At 35.6% G+C, this 19836-nt stretch carries 15 protein-coding genes and 1 other RNA gene; 9 read left to right on the top strand and 7 right to left on the bottom strand.

Annotation, left to right across the window (positions count from 1 at the left end):
- Positions 1–65: 65 nt before the first annotated feature.
- Positions 66–2876: a sugar-binding domain-containing protein gene (locus tag FHR29_RS13410; protein ID WP_183915283.1), complete on the bottom strand. Its 2811-nt coding sequence runs from the start codon at positions 2874–2876 to the stop codon at positions 66–68.
- Between the two features lie 414 nt (positions 2877–3290).
- Between FHR29_RS13410 and FHR29_RS13405 the strand changes: the two genes are divergently transcribed.
- A complete protein-coding gene (locus FHR29_RS13405) occupies positions 3291–3845 on the top strand; it encodes a hypothetical protein (protein ID WP_183915280.1) in 555 nt (184 codons plus the stop codon).
- 135 nt (positions 3846–3980) lie between these two features.
- On the opposite strand, the gene FHR29_RS13400 is transcribed toward FHR29_RS13405, so the two are convergent.
- The gene (locus tag FHR29_RS13400; RefSeq protein ID WP_132843288.1) at positions 3981–5681 is read right to left on the bottom strand and encodes a peptide-N-glycosidase F-related protein; all 1701 of its coding nucleotides are present in this window, start codon (positions 5679–5681) and stop codon (positions 3981–3983) included.
- Between the two features lie 450 nt (positions 5682–6131).
- Between FHR29_RS13400 and FHR29_RS13395 the strand changes: the two genes are divergently transcribed.
- Both FHR29_RS13395 and FHR29_RS13390 read left to right on the top strand, forming a co-directional pair.
- The gene (locus FHR29_RS13395; protein ID WP_183915279.1) at positions 6132–7193 is read left to right on the top strand and encodes a linear amide C-N hydrolase; all 1062 of its coding nucleotides are present in this window, start codon (positions 6132–6134) and stop codon (positions 7191–7193) included.
- Positions 7194–7743: 550 nt separating this feature from the next.
- A complete protein-coding gene (locus tag FHR29_RS13390; RefSeq protein WP_132843291.1) occupies positions 7744–7977 on the top strand; it encodes a hypothetical protein in 234 nt (77 codons plus the stop codon).
- A 4-nt stretch (positions 7978–7981) separates the two neighbouring features.
- On the opposite strand, the gene FHR29_RS13385 is transcribed toward FHR29_RS13390, so the two are convergent.
- Both FHR29_RS13385 and ssrA read right to left on the bottom strand, forming a co-directional pair.
- A complete protein-coding gene (locus tag FHR29_RS13385) occupies positions 7982–8200 on the bottom strand; it encodes a hypothetical protein (RefSeq protein WP_132773706.1) in 219 nt (72 codons plus the stop codon).
- A 263-nt stretch (positions 8201–8463) separates the two neighbouring features.
- Positions 8464–8831: a transfer-messenger RNA gene (ssrA, locus tag FHR29_RS13380) on the bottom strand.
- A 163-nt stretch (positions 8832–8994) separates the two neighbouring features.
- Between ssrA and FHR29_RS13375 the strand changes: the two genes are divergently transcribed.
- Complete coding sequence (locus FHR29_RS13375) at positions 8995–10353, top strand: hypothetical protein (protein WP_183915277.1); 1359 nt, start codon at positions 8995–8997, stop codon at positions 10351–10353.
- A gap of 77 nt (positions 10354–10430) precedes the next feature.
- Here FHR29_RS13375 and FHR29_RS13370 read toward each other — a convergent pair whose 3' ends face one another.
- Positions 10431–12461: a M3 family metallopeptidase gene (locus FHR29_RS13370; RefSeq protein ID WP_183915275.1), complete on the bottom strand. Its 2031-nt coding sequence runs from the start codon at positions 12459–12461 to the stop codon at positions 10431–10433.
- A gap of 102 nt (positions 12462–12563) precedes the next feature.
- Positions 12564–13457, bottom strand: coding sequence for a serine hydrolase (locus FHR29_RS13365; RefSeq protein WP_183915273.1), 894 nt, complete (start codon positions 13455–13457; stop codon positions 12564–12566).
- 63 nt (positions 13458–13520) lie between these two features.
- Here FHR29_RS13365 and FHR29_RS13360 point away from each other — a divergent pair, with 63 nt between their 5' ends.
- From FHR29_RS13360 to FHR29_RS13340, 5 genes are all read left to right on the top strand, one after another.
- Positions 13521–14075 (top strand): DUF1543 domain-containing protein, encoded by a 555-nt coding sequence (locus tag FHR29_RS13360; RefSeq protein WP_183915271.1) that lies wholly within the window; start codon positions 13521–13523, stop codon positions 14073–14075.
- A gap of 75 nt (positions 14076–14150) precedes the next feature.
- Positions 14151–15479, top strand: coding sequence for an amidohydrolase (locus FHR29_RS13355; protein WP_311732296.1), 1329 nt, complete (start codon positions 14151–14153; stop codon positions 15477–15479).
- Between the two features lie 82 nt (positions 15480–15561).
- Complete coding sequence (locus FHR29_RS13350; protein WP_183915269.1) at positions 15562–16413, top strand: helix-turn-helix transcriptional regulator; 852 nt, start codon at positions 15562–15564, stop codon at positions 16411–16413.
- Between the two features lie 78 nt (positions 16414–16491).
- A complete protein-coding gene (locus FHR29_RS13345; protein ID WP_183915267.1) occupies positions 16492–17730 on the top strand; it encodes an amidohydrolase in 1239 nt (412 codons plus the stop codon).
- A 198-nt stretch (positions 17731–17928) separates the two neighbouring features.
- Entirely contained in the window at positions 17929–18372 is a 444-nt protein-coding gene (locus FHR29_RS13340) for a KTSC domain-containing protein (protein WP_132773691.1), read from the top strand.
- 70 nt (positions 18373–18442) lie between these two features.
- Here the strand turns inward: FHR29_RS13340 and FHR29_RS13335 are convergent, their stop codons facing one another.
- Complete coding sequence (locus FHR29_RS13335; RefSeq protein ID WP_183915265.1) at positions 18443–19807, bottom strand: pyridoxal-phosphate dependent enzyme; 1365 nt, start codon at positions 19805–19807, stop codon at positions 18443–18445.
- Between the last annotated feature and the right edge of the window lie 29 nt (positions 19808–19836).

Raw genomic sequence — 19836 nt, 5'->3', positions numbered from 1 at the left:
CAGTAAGTTTGTTGAAAAATTAAGGCTACCTGGTGTGAAAGTAGCCTTAATCTTGTAGTCAGATTTTACGGAAACAGTTTTTTGATTTTATCGATTTCAAAATTGTTCTGAGGGTTGAATGACACAGAATTCATATAATGCAATATTGATTTTTTCATTTGTGTTACCTCTAATCTTTTGTTTCGATTTTGGAGTAGATCTGCGGATGAAATTATTATTTTACCTTTTCCAATTTTTCCTTCGATGATTAGTCCTAACGATTGGTTTGTAAACCAGTCATCTATAATACGTACAATGGGTTCAACGTCTTCGCCGAGCTCTTTCAGTTTCAAAGCATTGGCATTGGTAACCAGTCCCCACCATTGGAAATCAGAATAGTAGTCTGTCGGAAATAGCTGTAAAGCAGGGTGATTGGGATTTACCAGTACACCCATTACATGTGGTGGTTGTTTATTTGTCCAAGCTGTGTTCCAAAAGATAGGGGAGTATCCCATCACAATCTCTCCGCCATTTCCTTTTTTAATACTTCCTGCTCTGGGCGAAAATAAAACTTTTCCGCCCTTTTCAAGAATGGTATACGCTTGTTGATCTAAGGTGTCGGTGATGTGTACATCGCCTTCATAAGAGGGTGACGTAGCAGGATAGACCCAGATATTCCAACTGTTACGATTTGATCCTACCTGTACAGTAAGTTTCAGTTGCATAGGCACAAGGATTTCTCGAAGGGGATATTTGATATGACCCAAAATATGCGCATTTCCTAAAGGGATCGTCTGTGTATCGAGATTTCCGCTCGCTATAATACGACCGTCAACTTGTGTGAGATTCCAAGTTGGAACAATATCCTTGATATTATCTTTTCCGAAATGGGCAATTTCTATAGATGCATCTAAACTTTCATCATTATTGTAAACCATTTTAGGAAGCCTGATCAGAGGTACGGTAGGTCCAGAGAATGTCTTAAATTCTTCAGGTGATATGTATCCTTTTTCTTCCCAAAAAGCATCGAGTACACCTACCAATGCAGTACCTTGACCAGGAAAATCACTTAGTCCAAGGAGTTGGAAGCCTGCAAATCCAGGAGTGCGCAAAGCAGCTTCGATATCAGCTTTGTAGGTCATTGCCTGATGTTTACCTGAAGCAAGCAAAAAGCTATCAGCTAAATGTTCTAATTTGTTTTCCTGAAGCGTTTCTTGAAAAACTTCAAAATTATGTGCTTTTAACACCCCTGTGTATTTATCTATTTCTTTAAAATTAGGGTATGCGCACCATTGTCCCACTTCATGAGAAATATAAGGAACTTTATATTTTCCTGTGATATTCAACCAATCAAAATCTGTGGAAGGCGGATTGGCATTGTTGTAGCTTTCGAGACCATCCCCCCATACATAAAGTCTCGGATACATGGCATTATAAAACTCATTCTCTTTAATATCGGGCCATCCTGCTCCCGATGTATAAAGGTGTCTGTTGTCATGTTTCTTTAAATGATTGACAAGTTTGCCTAAGAAATCTCCTTGGTTTTTTCCATCAGGTTCGTTTCCATAAGTATACAGTATAAATGAAGGATGATTCCCGTATGTATCCAATATACGGTCGGATTCTTCATATATCCATTTGTCAAAACCGTTTCCTCCTCCCACTAATGTCCATCCACCACCTTCTACCTGTATATAGATACCTAGTTCATCTGCTGCTTCAAAAGCAGCTTTTGGAGGACACCAAGAGTGAAACCGGACGTGATTTAATCCATGACTTTTGACTACATTGTATATGCGTTTCCATTCGGTTATTTCAGTAGGAGGGTAGCCAGTTAGTGGAAATACAGCACAGTCTAAAGTGCCCCTGAGGAATGTCAATCGATCATTAATTTTAAATTGTGTTCCCGATATCTCTAGTTTTCGCATTCCAAACGAGGTCTGGTATTCTTTCATATTGTGTTCATCTTGCATTTTTACAGAAAGTTGGTACAAAAATGGAGTAAATTCATCCCATTTGTAAAAATCATTCCCCATTGGATAGACCATCTCCGTTTTATTTTTCCCCGGAGCTATTACCTCCCGAATCTCAATACTTGGTGGTTGGTGGACTTTTGGCGTGAATTTGGAAGATGCCTGTAATATAAAGTTTGTATTTTTAGAAGATTGAGATTTATTATCTGTTTGAAGTACGATACGTACTTCTTTCTTTTCTATATCAGGATATACTGCTATTTGCGTAACTGTAATTTTAGGAATAGCACGTATGTGCAATTGTCCCACAATACCGTTCCAGTTTGTTTGGGTATGATCGGAAATACTGTGGGCGTTCATACCGACATCAATGTTTTTAATGCGATTGTCAACCCGTATGCTAATGTGATGATTCCCTGTTTTGAGTTTCCCCAAATTATATTCATGGGGTACTCCCAGTGCATTTTGCATACCGATTTGTTTGCCATCGATCCACAATGTGGTTTCCCAATGAACACGCTCCAGATGCAATACAAGTTCCTGATCGCTCATAGCTTTGGAAATCGTAAAAGCACGGTTATACCATGCTGGACCTACATAGTTTTTATTGGGCTGTAACCAAAATATGGTTTTATAATTATCTTTTTCACGGAATTTTGCATAACGATCTGATTTAAACCAGGTGGAATCAATAATGCGTCCCGTCCATTTTGTATCCTTATCTATTGTATAACCTTGATTATTGGAAGCTAAGGTACCGGGTAAGGTTAGTGTTTCTGTGAAGTCTGTTAACTGCCATTTTTTTGTTACACCCACATCTTCAGGGTCTAGTTTGAATTTCCAGACTCCTTTTAAGTCGATTTGCTGACCACAAACAATTGTTACATAAAAGAGTAATGTAAATAGAAATGCTATTTTTTTCATTTCAATATTTTTAAAGTTTATAATTTGTGTTTGCACTTAATGCGTGTGATAATTGCAAAAGTTGGTGATCATATCAGTATGATTTATGTACAAACATTACAACTTGCTCCATAAGGGCAAGACATTCCAGTAACAAATTTAACACGTGATATTTTTAGAAGAATGTACTATTTAATCAAAAACATGCATTTTTTATTCATTATTGAATGTCTTAAGCACTATTTGATAAGTTTTTTTTAAAATTATTTAATTTCGTTATTCTGAAGCAGTAGAATTATTAAAAAGGTATCACTAAATTTATAGTAATAATTTAAAATATAGAAATTATCATAAAATATGTTCGGTTTTCTTTTTTTAGGACTGGCGTTTCTTTTCATTGTTATTTTTTATTTTGCAATTGGGCGAAATAGGCCGATGTTGATCCTGAATGGGATCTTGACAACGATCATTGGTAGCCTGTCTTTTTTAGGTATTTTTAGGGCTTATCCACCATTATTTATAATGGCTTTAATCGGTAGCATTTTGTTGAATGTTGCTATATATCGGAAAGTGAAGAGCGCTCGGGTAAACGTCACGTTATTATTGATAATTCAGTCGCTTAGGATCGTCATTGAGTATTATCTTTATCAGTTATATCTCGAAAAATTAATTCCTCAGATTATGACATTTAAAGGTTTTAATTTTGATATTATAATAGGGATATTCAGTTTTGTGTTTCTGGTTATTTCCTTATTCAGGAAATCTATCTTGAATAATTGGATATTTGCACTGTGGAATTATGCTGGTATTGTTTCGCTGATTTCTATTGTCCTTATAGGGATATTTTCCTCCCCGGTACCGATACAGCAATTTAGTTTTGATCAGCCCAATGTTGCCGTTCTTTGTTTTCCCTATGCATTACTGCCAACAATTATTGTTCCTATAGCACTATTGTCACATATATTACTGCTAAGAGATAGAAAGCGGTAGAATAATTTTTTATAATTATAATTTAAACAGGTAGAAGCTGTTGAAAGTGCGGAAGTAATATTACTATTTAAGTACAAAGTCTGTCTCTTATCTTGAGAGACAGACTTTGTATAGCAGTATTACTTATTATTGATATTATTGGGTTATCAAATAAGCAGACACTAAATATTTACTTTCTGTTTTCTCAAATTCCGCATCTGGTATAGCTATCTTTATGCTATGCTTGCCTTTTTTTAGTGGTCCTAAATTGATAACACGAGTAGGAACTGGTCCTCCTGGGCACCAAGAACGACGTTCTTTACTGATGTTTCCGAAATATATGCCATTTGGTTGCGTATTATAGATTTCGTAAGGTGTACAGTCCTGGTTCATATCTATACGGATATATTCTTTAGCATCCACATCAATAATGTGCTGTCTCCAATTGTATTCTTCTCCACCTTCAGCTGCACCATGGCCAGATGAAATAAGATAAAGAACAGTCGTCTTGGTGTCTTCAGGTAATTCAAATTCTACCTCTTTACTATTTTTTCCAGCTGTTTTGTCCTTTCCATCTAAACTGTAGTAGCTTAATAGGGAAATTGCTTTTTCCGAAGATAAGGTTGTTTTTTTGTCGCTTATTAAATCAACAGATACGTTGAACGTTAATAATGAACCATCGCATCCGATTACTTCTCTTTGGCCTGCTCCGGTAGTTCCAAATACTTCTGTTACGAGATACATTTCTTTATCGGTTTGTTTGATCGTACTGATCATCTGATCTATTTGAGCTTCGTAAGGTATATGGTCTGGATGACGACTTCTGTACATGAACGGTGTCATAATACGTAATATTTCAAACTGTTCACCCTTTTCCTTGTCAAATTTCTCACCTTTTGGCATAACGACTAAAGTCACTCGGCCAATTCTATCGTAATTATCACAGCCCGCTTTGATTGTAACTTTAACCTTAAGGTTATTGCCGATTTGCTTTATTTCGCTCGGATTTAGCTGGTATAGGTATTCGGAATTAGTGATGCGCGTTACACCTCTAGGAACAGAATTGGTAACAGTTTGGGCATAGCCATCAAAAAAATCAACATTCTTTAAAATATTGATGGTTACGATCTTTTGTTTTAGTTTTCTTAAACTGGCTGTTATATCCTTACCTAATACAGTTATTTTTTGTTTCTTAGGTAGCTGATCGAAAAATAGCTGTGCTTTATCGAGGTCAAAAGCAGACCCATCAGTGCTTACATACATTTGCAATGCTTCAGCCGCATATGGTTTGGTAATATCTGCTGATAAAAACTCTGAAAGCTGTGCAAGCTTGTGGTTTTTTACACTGTCAATTTTTGCATCAACAATTTTACTTTGATTCGTATCTTCTGGTTTTACTCTTCTCTTCTCCCATCCTAGTAATCTTAAAGCAGTGTCTATCTTTAGATAAGGTTTTTTGAAAACCATATAATCATCGTTGGTGGTTGAACCTGTAATTATTGCCTTTCTTAGGTAGCCTTTTGCATTAATATTTACGATGCTTTGTGAAAGATATAAGTATAAGGAATTAGGATCTGCTAAAGCATTGGGTGAGGTATTGGGCTTTGTAAATTGTAATGTAGCACGAACATCTACATCGGCAGTACTTTTAAAATGAAATTTGTTGTTTTTAATAACTGTACTGTCTAATACTGCCTGTCCTTTACTTTGATAAGTCAAATAAATCATTCGGTTGGTAGAATCATAAGTTGGTATGTTGACTATTCCCTGTAATTGAAAGGAAACATCTGTGTTCTTTTGCGCCATCACGTTTGCAAATAATAGGACAGTAAACAAAAGCAATAAATACTTTTTCATATTTGAAATTTCGGTTTAAATTGTATTTGTAATTCTTTCTGTAATAAGTTTTATTCAATTTAAGGTACGAATAGGTCCTTAATGCCGTAAATATCTGTAAAATTTGAAACAAAGCTTCATTTTTATTAAAATACAGTTTCATTTCTATTTGTGTGCACTAGTGCTTTAAAAGACGGTCGCAAGCTCAGTTACTTGGATTTACTTAAAGAAGCATTTTACGTAGTAGTGAATGATAGTTACTTCCGGATATTTAATTTTTATTATATATAAAGTGGATTTAAGATAACCTTTGCTGAACATTGTTTTTTAAATTTATATGCAATTTCTTTTTAATCAAAAAAATTATTTTTAAATTGCAGTAATGAGTCATTTTAATGACGACGTTGTCATATATATTTTTCTTTAATAGTCTAAGAACTAAACATTTTTATCTTAATAAAATAAGTAGTCATGAAAACATGTATCAAACAAATTGGAAGCGCTTTGATTTTAACCGCAACTTTAATCGCTTCATCAATAGAAGCAGAAGCTTGTACAAGAGTGGTTTATAAAGGTCCAAACAACACAATTATTACAGCGAGAAGTATGGATTTTTCCATTCCTATTCCTTCTAACTTATGGCTATTCCCAAGAGGAATCGAGCGCGATGGAAGTACTGGAAAAAATACAATCAAATGGACTTCAAAATACGGGAGCATGACGACTAGTTCGTGGGATATTGCAATATCGGATGGTATGAATGAAAAAGGACTGGTTGCTAATATGCTTTGGTTAGTAAGCTCTAAATATCCCGAATTTTCCAAAGATATTGCCGGGAAAAATGGATTGGCTGTTTCACTATGGGCTCAATATGCTCTAGATAACTTTGCGACAGTAGCTGAAGCTGTCGCACATTTTAAGAAAGAAGAATTTGTTGTTGTAACAGACTTTATCCCAGGAACAGATAAGTTTACTACTGTCCATCTTTCTATGTCAGATGCCAGTGGGGACAATGCTATTCTTGAATACATTAACGGAAAATTAGTCATCCACCATGATCCTGCTTCTACTGTAATGACTAATGATCCGATTTTTGAAGAACAACTTGCAATAAATGAATATTGGAAAGGTATTCCTGGAAGTATATTTCTTCCTGGAACAAACCGCGCTGCCGATCGCTATGTAAGAGCGTCATACTATATTAAAGCTGTTCCGCAAACTGATGATACTAGAATTGCAGTAGCGAGTGCATTTAGCGTTATTAGACAGTGCTCAGTACCTTACGGTATTTCTACTGAGGGCTTTCCTAATTTATCAACAACCCGATGGAGAACAGTTTCAGATCAAAAAAATCTCGTTTATTATTTTGAAGATGCATTAAGTCCTAATGCGATCTGGGTAGATTTGAAAAAATTGGATTTTAGTAAGAATGGAAAAATTAAGAAACTTGCATTGGATAAAAATCAAATCTATGCAGGAGAGACATCAGACAAATTTTTAGATACTAAGCCTTTTGTATTTCAGGGAATATAAAACAAAAAATAACAGCCTTACTAAAATTAATTACTGCTACCGTGACTGTTATAACTTTGTTTAAGTTTTAATCTTCTTCAAGAAAGAAATGCCCAACATCTGATGAGCTTTTCTTTTTTGAACCGAGGCTACAATATGGCATACATTTAAACGATTTGTCGAAATGATATAACGAAACCATGTATTTTATCGGTTATCAATTATTGAATTGTATTAAAATTTCTATTTAGTTCCTGAGCTGACATATATGGTTCGACGAGCGTGAATTTAAATAATTAACTAACCTGATCCATCAAGCGAGTTCTACGGGTAATATTAATATAAGATTGGGATTGGTCATTCTTTTATGATGGGAGGCATTGTATGATTTAATAAAATTTGGAGGTAAAGCAGAGCTCCAAAGAAATCTTTGCTATATATTAAAAGATTGTAATTTATGGATTATTAAAATGTTATTTTTGATTTACAGTACTTTTAAACTGTTGTTTTTAACTGGATAAACTGCTATATTTAGATAAAAGTAATTCAGCTTTCCCAATATTCCAATAATATGAGACAGTTAGCAGTTAAAATATTACAGTTGGTAAGAGAAGACAAAGATCTTCAGCCCTTGATGGTAAATGAATCTTTTCAAGATGAATTGGCAATTTTAGAAAGGACTGGTTTTATTAGAAGTTTTAAGCCAGAAATTGGGCAAAGTCCTTATGAATGCTATGATATTACAAGAAAAGGTATTGAACGCCTTATTGAATTAGAGGCATCAAATTATAAAAGAGTAGGCTAATTACCTACTCTTTTTTATTTATGTACCTTTTTAAGGTAATGATTGCGCCTAATTGAAATAAGGTATGTGCATTATGCTTACGCTTAAGATCATTTAGTGTTTTTTCAATTGATGATAAACTGTAAGGATTATGCCCCTTTTCTTTGAGTTCGCGCGCAATTTCAGGCTGTGTTTTGCCTTGCAGTAAGGAGTCAATTAGAAGTTTTTCAAATTCGGTTTGCATTTAATAAAGATAATAAATTCGTACAACTTACGTCTATGTGCTTCTATAAACATGGATATTAGACTACTTTTTAGTTTACACTTGTATCCTAAAATAGCGTCCATTTTATGTAAATAGCCCACAATTCTACTATAGTAAGCTTTGGTTTATTTCGTAACCATTCTCATTAATGAATTTTGTTAAGATCCCTACGTAGGCATTTTTTGGAATATTTTCTCCTAAAATAATACAACCGCATTCAGGTCAACTGAATGCGGTTGTATTTGTGGAGCCGGAGAGATTCGAACTCTCGTCCAGTCATGGTACTGTGTACGCTTTCTACATGCTTAGCTTCTCTTTAATTGTCGAGCGAGGGAAGGTGAGTTGCTGACCTATACCGTACGCCGTATTTGCTGAGTCTTACAAGTGATTAGCAAAATCACACCTGCCAGTTCTATTGTTCGATGCCCCGAATGTTAAACCAAAGAACAGGATCTAACGGGACAAATAGCTATGTTAAGTCTAACTTAAGCAGCTAAGGCGTAGTTTTCTTCGCCAGTTGTAATTGTGAAAGTTCCGATTAAAGTGCTCTACTAACAACGCACTGCATGCTTACATAACCGTCTCCATCCTGTCAATTCCGGTCGACCCCAATTATGTAGAATACAAAAATACAAATATTATTTCAATTATGAAGGAATATACACGCTTGGAATACAATATATTTTGTATCTTACATATATTGATATACAAACAATTGTTAATCAGAATTGTTATAAGTGTGAAATATTCATTGAATCAAAAAATAAATCTACATGGCTAAGGAAATAAAATCTAAAAATTCGAAAAAGACAAATAAAAAAACGTCTACTCCAGTTGCTAAAAAGAAGTTCGCAGCTGATGTAAGCAATGTAAAAACAATTGCAGAAAAATCGAAAACACCGCGCAAATTAAAGAAATCATCTAAAAAAGAGACTTCAAAAGAGGAATCTAAATTAGTAAAGGCATATAAAAAGCTGAATAAAAAAGTGAAAGAAACACTTTCGGAAATTCAGGAAAAATTGCCCTTTTTTCATGTAGATGAAACGATCAAACGAGTCACTTCTAATAAGAATGATGATGCAATTAAATCTGATAAGAATAAAAAGAAGAAATCAAAGGATAGTAAGTCTTTAAAAAAAGATGCAGTTTCTAAAAGTAAGAAAAAGGATAGTAAAACTGTCGCAGAAAAAAAGATCGAAGTAAAAAAAGAAGCTGATAAGCCAAAAGTTACTGAAGGACCTAAACCAGTAACCGCAAGTAAACCTGTAGCAACAGCATCAAAACCAGTCGCTAAACCTGCTGCCGCGAAAGTAGCACCAAAGGTTGTTGAAGCTTCTAAGTCCACAACTGTAAGTAAGCCTGTAGCAACAGCATCAAAGCCTGCAGCAAAACCTGCTCCTGCGAAAGCAGCTCCAAAGGTAGCGGAAGCTCCGAAAGCCACCACTGCAAGTAAGCCTGCAGCAACAGCATCAAAGCCAGTGGCTAAATCTGCTCCTGCGAAAGTAGCTCCAAAGGTAGCGGAAGCTCCGAAAGCCACTACTGCAAGTAAACCTGCAGCAACAGCATCGAAGCCGGCAGCAAAACCAGCTCCTGCGAAAGTAGCTCCAAAGGTAGCGGAATCTCCGAAAGCCACCACTGCAAGTAAACCTGCAGCAACAGCATCGAAGCCTGCAGCAAAACCAGCTCCTGCGAAAGTAGCTCCAAAGGTAGCGGAAGCTCCGAAAGACACAAATACAAGTAAATCTACAACAACAGCATCAAAGTCAACGCCTAAAACTGCTCCTGCGAAGGCAACGGCAAAGGTCGCGGAAGCCCCGAAAGTCGCAACTGCAACTAAGCCTGCTACAACAGCGTCAAAACCAGCTTCGGCAAAAGCAACTAATATTTCGAAACCAGCATCAGCATCAAAGCCAGTAGCTAAAGCTGCTGCTACAAAGGTAGCACCAAAGGCTACTGATAGCACAAAATCAGTGGAAGCAGCTAAACCTGTTGCATCACCTTCTGAAGTTAAAGAAAGTCCGGTAACACACCCAAGCCTTGCTCCCGATAATAATACAAAAACGGTAACTGCTACAAAAGATAACACCGATAAAAATACGGTAGCTGACGAAAAAGCTGAGGCTACAAAATAGGGACTATTAAAAAAAAGAATAATAAAAAAGGATGCCTTACGATCATAAAGCATCCTTTTTTATGCATTGACAAATATTTACTTCATTAAACCAGCACGTTTCAATAAAGCTTCTACCGTCGGTTCCTGGCCTCTAAATTGTTTGTACAAACTCATTGGATGTTCAGTGCCACCTTTGGATAAAACTGTATTTTTAAACTTAGTTGCAATCTCTTTGTTAAAAATGCCATTTTGTTTAAAGTAATCAAACGCATCTGCATCTAACACCTCAGCCCATTTGTAACTGTAATAACCGGAAGAATAACCGCCATTAAATATATGGGAAAAAGATGTACTCATCGCATTATCAGTAACATCAGGATAGAGTTGTGTCGATGCAAATTGATCATTTTCAAACTTTTTGAGGTTATCGATCGTAGTCGGATCTTGACCATGCCAGCCCATATCTAATTTTCCAAAGCTGAGTTGGCGAAGTGTAGCCATACCTTCTAAAAAGGAAGCACTTTCTCGAATTTTTTCAACGAGATCCATTGGGATCGGTTCTCCAGTTTCATAATGCTTAGCAAATAGCGCCAATGCTTCTTGTTCATAACACCAGTTTTCCATGATCTGACTAGGCAATTCAACAAAATCCCAAAACACCGCAGTTCCTGAAAGCGTAGGATAAACGGTATCTGCTAGCATACCATGTAAAGCATGACCAAATTCATGAAATAAAGTTGTTACCTCATTAAATGTTAAAAGCGAAGGTTTGGTTTCAGTAGCAGGAGTGAAATTACACACGATTGAAACATGTGGACGTTCATTTTTACCATCTTTTTTATATTGTGGCTTAAATGAAGTCATCCAGGCACCATTGCGTTTACCTTTTCTTGGAAAAAAGTCTGCATAGAAAACAGCGATGAAATTATCTTCATCATCTTTTACTTCAAATGTTTGTACATCTTTATGATACTTGTCAATAGTTTGCACTTCACTGAAGCGTAAGCCAAATAATTTTCCTGCTATTTCAAAAGCTCCCTGCAGTACATTTTCTAATTTGAAATAAGGTTTTAACTGTTCATCATCAAGCTGAAACTTCTTTTGTTTTAATTTTTCAGCATAATAAGCTCCGTCCCATTTTTCTAAAATAGTAATACCATCAGTTTCACTGGCAAAAGAGCGTAATTCCTGAAATTCATCTTTCGCTGCTGGTTTTGCTTTGGTCAATAAATCGTCTAAGAATGCGTTTACCTTATCTGGATTCTGTGCCATACGTTCTTCTAAAACAAAGTGGGCGTGCGTTTCATACCCAAGCAGTTGTGCGCGTTGAAAACGAAGTTTCGCAATTTTTAATACAATTTCTTCGTTATTATTTTCATTATCCTGATATGCTTTTTTACCGGCGGCAATACTGATTATTTTACGCAATTCACGATTTTCGGCGTAGGTGACAAATGAGATATAAATTGGATAGTCTAGGGTAAAGATCCAACCTGTTTTTTCCTGAGATCTCGCTAATCCGGCTGCAGCTTCTTTAACTCCGTCCGGTAAACCAGCGAGCTCAGCTTCATCTGTAAGATGAAGTTCATAAGCATTGGTGTCGGCCAATACATGTTCTCCGTACTTTAATTTTAGTAGCGAGAGTTCAGTATCAATAGCACGAAGCTGCTCTTTTTTATCATCAGACAGAAGCGCCCCATTGCGAACAAAATCTTTGTAGTTTTTCTCTAATAAAGTTGTTTGCTCTAATGTCAGATCCAACTTTTCTTTATGGTCATAAACCTGCTTAATTCTTTTAAAAAGATCAAAATTAAGTGTGATATCATTACCAAGTGCTGCAAGTTTTGGAGCAACGTCTTGAGCGATCTGTTCTAATTCATCGTTGGTTTCCGCTGAATGTAGATTGAAAAATATAGATGATAAACGATCTAAAGACATTCCCGAAAATGCCAATGCAACAATCGTATTGTCGAAAGTAGCAGGTTCAACGGTATTTGCTATGGCATCAATTTCAGTTCTAGTGCTAGCAATAGCTTGATCAAATGCAGGTATATAGTCTTCGTTATTTATTTTAGAAAATGGTGCGGTATTATGCACCGTCTCAAAATGTTGTGTTAAGATACTCATAAAGTAAATTTAGTAGAATATTTTGAACCTATGTAGAAAAATCAAAATTACGACAGCGAGATGATATTCAAAATTCGCTCTATTCATGATTTAGCTTTTAGTTTAAGGTGTATAAGGTTTTTTTGGTTCAAAATAATTCCATAATAAATGTGAGATCTTTCTGGTGATTTCCTCAGCTTCATTATTTTTAGTCCAGCTTTGATCTTTAATGTTGTTTGTCAATACACAAAATACATAATTACCACTAGGGGCATTTACAAATACAACTTCACCTCGGGCTTCATCAACAGAGCCTGTTTTGGATGCGGTCTTTACATATGGCGGTATTTGAGAAAGGGATCGTTCGTTGTAAAAGATATTTCCTAAATAACGGTACATTTTATCTGATGCTTTTGTGCTGACAACTTTACCCTGAAAAATCTGCGTTACTAAGGTTGCCATTTCTCTGGGGGTAGTCTGTCCCCAACCATATTTTTTCCAGATTTCATTGCGACCTTCAGTACGGGAATTAACTTTTGTATTGACTAAGCCTAAGTGATCCATGAGTTGGTTTATTGTCGAACCCCCACCTGCTAGTTGCTGATTCCAAATAGACGTGACATTGTCACTGTAAGAAATCATTAGACCTATCAAAGTCGCGAGATCTGTTTCACTACTATCTTTAAAAAATTGCATCAGACCTGAACCACCATATTGCTGTGATGACCGGTAAGTGAATTTTTGATCCAGTGTCAGTTCTTCTTTTTCTATTTTATCAAAAATACCTACCAGTATAGGTACTTTAACAATACTAGCTGTGGGGAAAATGGAGTCAGCCTCAATAAGTACTTCTTTTTGAGTGTTAAGATTTTTTACATAAATACCAATATCTCCACGAAAGTCCTGTGTTAAGGCTCTTAATTTACGGTCTAATTTTCTATCAATTTTCTGAGCACTGATGCCGTAAGGAAATAGAATGCCGCTGATTAGAAGAAGGAATAATTTTTTTGCTCTCATTAGATTTTAATTGTACCTTATAAAAGTAATGATAATAAAAGTATAATTTATCGAAGGAAATATATGAATCTTTTTATGTTATTGTTAGGGTGTAAGCCATCAAGTAGACATGTTGAACAGCATGATATCTATTTTGGTATTGCGGAACGGTTGGGAGAACTGGTTCCATCTATAGAAGCCTATTGGCCCGAGGCAAAAGGGGAGATTCATGTTGATGCTTGGCGAGCAGTGACAAAAGTCGGATCTTATCAAATTTCAATCTCGGAAGAGCCTGTAAACAATGGAAGCTTGAAACTCTATTTTGTTAATATGGGAGGGTATAAACCCAATGATATGGAAGAGTATCATTATAAGGAAATGGTTGTTGCTTATAACTTGGAGGAAGCAAAGGAAGTCGCAAAAGAAACGGTTTTCTTTAAACATCATATTTCTCCGCATATTGATGATAAATATGGTATCGATGTCGATGATGTATATGAAATTGAAGAGCTTTTACCGGCATTATTTAAAGGGAAATATTATGTTAAGATTCGTGAAGAGCAACATGATTTCTTAAAGGAAGATGATATTACTAATGGTTACTTTACAATGGAAATCTTACGAGATCAATTGGAATAAATCAGACAAGTATTGTTATAAAACGTACCTCTATTTTGATTTAGTTTACTTGTAATTTTATAACAAAAAAAGAAAGTGAATAATTTGAACCATTTATCCCGTAAACAATTCATACAAAATGCCGCTATAGCTGTTGCTGGCGCATCTCTTCCGTTAAGCACATTGAGCGCTAAATCTATCAATCCAATGCATACAGAAATAAAAAGTAAAATGCTGAAATTTAAGAATGTACGTTTGGAAACTGGTTTTATTTATGATGAGGCTGATGTAATTGGTACTAAGACGGATTTATTTTATATTGAAGTTGAAAATGGTAAAATATCAAAAATCGGTTCCAATCAAGCCAACGCAGATGCTATTGATGCAAAAGGATTACTAATGTTGCCTTCTTTCAGAGATATGCACATCCATTTGGATAAAACTTTCTATGGTGACAAGTGGCAGGCAATAAGACGTGGAGCTGGCGGCGTGAAGGGCATGATTGCTTTAGAACAAAAAATACTTCCCGATTTATTGAAGAATTCAACTTTCAAAGCAGAGAAACTGATCGAATTATTACAGTCGAAAGGTACAGGATTTGCACGCAGTCATGTTAATATTGAACCTACTTCGAAGTTGCAGTCGCTAAAAAATCTACAAAAAGCGCTTGAGAACAAACATAAAAGTTTTAGTGCTGAGATCGTCGCTTTTCCGCAACATGGCGTATATTATACAGATAGTGTTCCTTATTTAAAGGAAGCAGCACAAATGGATATTGATTTTATCGGTGGGGTAGATCCATATTCTATTGATGGACAAATTGAAAAAACAATAGATTTTACAGTTCAGCTGGCATTGGATAACCAAAAAGGAATAGATATTCATTTGCATGAGTCTGGAGAATCGGGATTGAAAACAGTGGAGTACCTGATTGATAAAGTTAATGAGAACCCTACATTGAAGGGTAAAACTTTTTTAAGTCATTGTTTTGTATTAGGCAAGATTGATAAAGTAAAACAAGAAGAGATTGCTGAAAAATTAGGAAGTGCTCAAATCGGTATTGTTTCTACTATTCCTTTCGGTGGTTTAATTATGCCGATCCCCACTTTATATAAGTATAACGTTACGGTTATGACCGGAAATGACAGTATTGTGGATCATTGGAACACATTTGGAACGGGAAGTGTCCTACAAAAGGCTAATTTGATGGCACAGTTGTACGGATATTCGTCTGAGTTTTTATTGTCAAGAAGTTTAAAGATAGCAACGGGAGGCACTTTACCTCTAAATGATAAGGGTGTAAAACAATGGCCAAATATTGGAGATCAGGCCGATTTTGTGTTGATCAAGGCGAGTTGTTCTGCAGAAGCAGTATCACGGATCTCTGATGTGGAGACTTTGGTATATAAAGGCGAGTTGGTGTAGATATCTCTAGATTAAAAAAATGGTTGATTATAATCCATTCTCCTCTGTTTTTAGTAAATTGAATTACTAAATTTGAGGAGAAATGGATAACCAGCACGATTATTTTCCGGTTTTAAATATTCAAGAATTTACTGAGGCACCCTCAGGATTTACAAATTTATTGTTTCATGAGATCAGAGGTTCTCGTCATATTGTTGAACCGCATAAGCATGATTTTTTAATTATTCTGCTGTTTGAGAAAGGGAGTGGTACTCATACCATTGACTTTAAAAATTATGTTATCGAACCTCAGCAGGTTCATTTTTTATTCCCGGGACAGGTTCATCAATGGCAATTTCATGAAGAAACAGTCTGTTATCAATTGATGATCAGTCGTGAATGGTTTGAAAGTTTTCTTCCCGATCTTCGATTTTCTTCGCTTTACTATCAGCAACATCCTGTTTTTCAGATTTCTCTATCGCTGTATGCAGCTTTACTTTATGAATTTCGAGCTATAGAACAGGAATTGCAAGAAACAAATATTCTTTGGGAAATTATTCAGACACGCAGCAAATTGATCGGTTTGTTATTGCGCAAGTCTTTTGAGGTTACATTCCATGATTTTGAGAAATATCATTCAAATCCGATTATTTCAAAATTTGTACAGCTCATCGATCTTCATTTTAAATCAAATCGGTCGGTAGGTTTTTATGCAGAAAAATTACATATCTCCGCTAATTACCTCAATATAGTTAGTAAAAAAGTGATTAATACCGCCGCATCGACATTGATTCATGACCGTATTTTATTAGAATCAAAACGTTTGCTTAAAATATCGGAAATGAGTGTTAAGGATATTGTATATGATTTAGGGTTTTATGATCACGCCAGTTTTTCGAAATTTTTTAAAAGTCATACCGGAATGACACCATCTCAATTTAAAGAACAAGGATAATTTTGACAACAGTTGGCATAATCTGTACCTAATCGGTCAGTAGTTGATTTTTATATTTGTTATATAATCATTGATCTTATGTTGCCATCTCATAAATTAATTGCCAAGGGGCATTACACACTAAAAAATGTTCGTTTAGAGACCGGATTCGAATATGAAAACCAGGAGGTGATCGGTACTCTTACTGATCTCTTCTGTATTGAAATTGCAAACGGAAAGATAATAGCTATAAAAGCTAATAATGCAGCTGAAGAAGCTGTTGACATGAAAGGAAGGCTGATGTTGCCTTCTTTTAAAGACATGCATATTCATATCGATAAAACTTTATTTGGTTTACCATGGCAAGCGCTATCTCCAAAAAGAAAAACGGTTGCAGATATGATTGCTTATGAGCAAGAGATCATTCCCAGATTGTTGACAACCTCCACAGCACGTGCCGAGCAACTCATTGCTTTATTGCAGGGATATGGTACAACTTATGCGAGAACTCATTTTAATGTAGATCCGACCTCTGGGCTTCAATCTTTTGAGAATCTTTTGCTAGCGCTCGAACATCAAAAAGATTCTTTTCAAGCGGAGCTTGTTGCTTTTCCGCAACACGGGCTTTATTATACAGATTCTGCTCCTATTATGAAAGAAGTAGCGAAGTCTGATCGGGTTGATTTTATAGGCGGACTTGACCCACTCAGTATTGATGGAAGCATAGAGAAACCTATAGAATTTACTGTACAGTTGGCATTGGATAATAATAAAGGAATAGATATTCATCTTCATGAAGCAGGTCCTTCGGGAATGAAAACAATTCAATATCTTATCGATAAAGCAGTTGAAAACCCTCAGTTACAGGGGAAAACATTTATTAGCCATGCCTTTGCTTTAGCACAACTGAATGCAAAGGAGGTAGAAGAGATTGCTGAGAAATTGGCTTTTGCAAAAGTGGGTATTGCTTCTTCAGTGCCATTTAAAGGACGTCCCATGCCTATTCCAGCATTAAAAAAGCATGGAGTAAATGTGCTGATCGGAAATGATAATGTACAGGATTATTGGAGCACATTTGGTACAGGTAATATGCTGCAAAAAGCAAACCTTATAGCAGAGCTATACGGATATACGACCGAATTGCAGCTTTCACGTACGCTACGCTTTGCAACACAGCAACTCTTGCCTTTAGACGATGAAGGAAAACAACAATGGCCAAAAGCGAATGATGATGCTAACCTTGCTTTTGTAGATGCGACCTGCTCAGCTGAAGCAGTCTCTAGAATGTCTTATATACACGCATTTATGCACAACGGAAATCTTTTTGTGTCAGATTAAGCTCGTTATGAGCTCATAGGGGCGGTGATTATACTTGGCTTTTCGGCAGTATTGCTAAGTTAAATACATAATTTATGTATGTAAAATATGAAATTACAAAAAATTAACATACAATTGTTCATTCTAAAATATAATTGACGTATTTTTGCAAATCCTAAAATCAATATGGTTTGGTTGGAATAGGGAAAAATAAATATTATGAAAAGAATAGGTGAATCCAAAAAGATTTTTGGTATTACAAAAAATGAAGATTTAGCGACGTTAAAAAAGATATATCGTGACTTAATCAAAGCTTGGCATCCGGATAAATTTCAAGATGAAGTACAAAAAGAGGAAGCTGAGTTAAAAAGTACAGAAATTATTGAGGCTTACCACTTCTTAGTTAGTATTTCTCCTGAGACACATGAAGCAAATTTAGAAGAGTATAACAATACGATCAATAACTTTTTTATTGAAGATTTTGAATTTAAGGGTCAGACATTACGCGTTACATTTCAGGATAAAAGTACTTATGAGTATTTTGGTGTTCCAAAAACAGTGTACACGAAATTCATTAATGCTGAGTCTCGTCCAAGATTTGGTAGAAGACAAATTTTCAACTCATATACATTCCGCAAAAGTGCGAATGCAATGGGAGCATAGTTTAATTGCTTATCATAAAAAAGCCTTATTGTTATTAACAATAAGGCTTTTTTTATACAATTTTATTTAATTATGCTTCAGATATTGCATTGATAATATCATACTGTGTGATGATATTAATTTTTTCGAATTCATCTTCTACCAGTACAGCTTGTGTATCTTTATTGATCAAAGCCGATATTTTATCAATCGATGTATTTAAGTCAACAAAGGGAAAGGGTTTTGTCATAACTTCTTGTACTGACGAGGATTTCAGAGCTGGATTTTCTAAAAGAGCATTTAAAATATCAGACTCTGTTATTTTTCCGACCACCATTCCCTGCTGTGTTACAGGTATTTGAGAAATATTAAGTGTTTTCATGAAGTTGAACGCTTCAAAAACAGTTTGTTCAACATCTGCTGTTACAATTGCTTGCTCACCTCTTCTTTTTAAGATACTTTTTGCGTTGAGTTTCTCATCTTCTAAAAATCCACGTTCTCTTAACCAATCTTCATTATACATTTTTCCCATATAGCGCGAACCGTGGTCATGGAAAATAACGACAACAATATCACCTTCTTTTAAGCGATCTTTTAATTGAATAAGACCTGCTAATGCTGATCCAGCTGAGTTTCCGGCAAAAATTCCTTCCTTACGAGCCAGTTCTCTAGTCATTAATGCAGCATCTTTATCCGTAACTTTTTCAAAATGATCAATTAAACTAAAATCAACATTTTGCGGTAAAAAATCTTCACCGATACCTTCTGTTATGTAAGGGTATATTTCATTTTTATCGAAAATACCGGTTTCCTTATATTTCTTAAATACAGATCCGTAAGTATCTATTCCCCATATCTTTATATTCGGGTTTTGCTCTCTCAAATATTTAGCTGTACCTGAAATGGTACCACCAGTACCGACCCCGACGACAAGGTGGGTGATTTTTCCTTCAGTTTGTTCCCATATTTCAGGACCAGTTTGTTCATAATGTGCCAGTGCATTTGAAGGATTGTCGTATTGATTGGCTTTCCAGCTATTGGGAACTTCGCGTTCCAGACGGCTCGATACTGAATAATAGGAGCGTGGATCTTCAGGATCCACATTTGTGGGACAAACGATCACTTCTGCGCCAAAGGCACGTAAAGCATCGACTTTCTCTTTGGATTGTTTATCTGTTGTGGTAAAAATACATTTATAGCCCTTGACAACAGCAGCCATGGCTAATCCCATACCTGTATTTCCAGAAGTTCCTTCAATGATTGTTCCTCCTGGTTTTAATAAGCCAGCTTGCTCTGCATCTTCAATCATTTTAAGTGCCATTCTGTCCTTAATCGAGTTGCCAGGGTTACTGGTCTCGATCTTCGCTAGGATGGTTCCTTTTAAATCTTTGGTGATTTTGTTTAGCTTAACAAGAGGGGTATTTCCTATTGTTTCTAAAATGTTATTATACCACATAAATTTACTGTTTGTTTATGCAAAAATAC

This window comes from Sphingobacterium sp. JUb56 (assembly GCF_014191365.1).
Classification (GTDB): domain Bacteria; phylum Bacteroidota; class Bacteroidia; order Sphingobacteriales; family Sphingobacteriaceae; genus Sphingobacterium; species Sphingobacterium anhuiense.
This window is presented reverse-complemented; position numbering and strand designations above follow the sequence as displayed.

Bases quoted from the DNA above. Each gene is read 5' to 3' on its own strand.
- FHR29_RS13410 (WP_183915283.1), bottom strand. From the start codon at position 2,876: ATGAAAAAAATAGCATTTCTATTTACATTACTCTTTTATGTAACAATT.
- FHR29_RS13405 (WP_183915280.1), top strand. From the start codon at position 3,291: ATGTTGATCCTGAATGGGATCTTGACAACGATCATTGGTAGCCTGTCT.
- FHR29_RS13400 (WP_132843288.1), bottom strand. From the start codon at position 5,681: ATGAAAAAGTATTTATTGCTTTTGTTTACTGTCCTATTATTTGCAAAC.
- FHR29_RS13395 (WP_183915279.1), top strand. From the start codon at position 6,132: ATGAAAACATGTATCAAACAAATTGGAAGCGCTTTGATTTTAACCGCA.
- FHR29_RS13390 (WP_132843291.1), top strand. From the start codon at position 7,744: ATGAGACAGTTAGCAGTTAAAATATTACAGTTGGTAAGAGAAGACAAA.
- FHR29_RS13385 (WP_132773706.1), bottom strand. From the start codon at position 8,200: ATGCAAACCGAATTTGAAAAACTTCTAATTGACTCCTTACTGCAAGGC.
- FHR29_RS13375 (WP_183915277.1), top strand. From the start codon at position 8,995: ATGGCTAAGGAAATAAAATCTAAAAATTCGAAAAAGACAAATAAAAAA.
- FHR29_RS13370 (WP_183915275.1), bottom strand. From the start codon at position 12,461: ATGAGTATCTTAACACAACATTTTGAGACGGTGCATAATACCGCACCA.
- FHR29_RS13365 (WP_183915273.1), bottom strand. From the start codon at position 13,457: ATGAGAGCAAAAAAATTATTCCTTCTTCTAATCAGCGGCATTCTATTT.
- FHR29_RS13360 (WP_183915271.1), top strand. From the start codon at position 13,521: ATGAATCTTTTTATGTTATTGTTAGGGTGTAAGCCATCAAGTAGACAT.
- FHR29_RS13350 (WP_183915269.1), top strand. From the start codon at position 15,562: ATGGATAACCAGCACGATTATTTTCCGGTTTTAAATATTCAAGAATTT.
- FHR29_RS13345 (WP_183915267.1), top strand. From the start codon at position 16,492: ATGTTGCCATCTCATAAATTAATTGCCAAGGGGCATTACACACTAAAA.
- FHR29_RS13340 (WP_132773691.1), top strand. From the start codon at position 17,929: ATGAAAAGAATAGGTGAATCCAAAAAGATTTTTGGTATTACAAAAAAT.
- FHR29_RS13335 (WP_183915265.1), bottom strand. From the start codon at position 19,807: ATGTGGTATAATAACATTTTAGAAACAATAGGAAATACCCCTCTTGTT.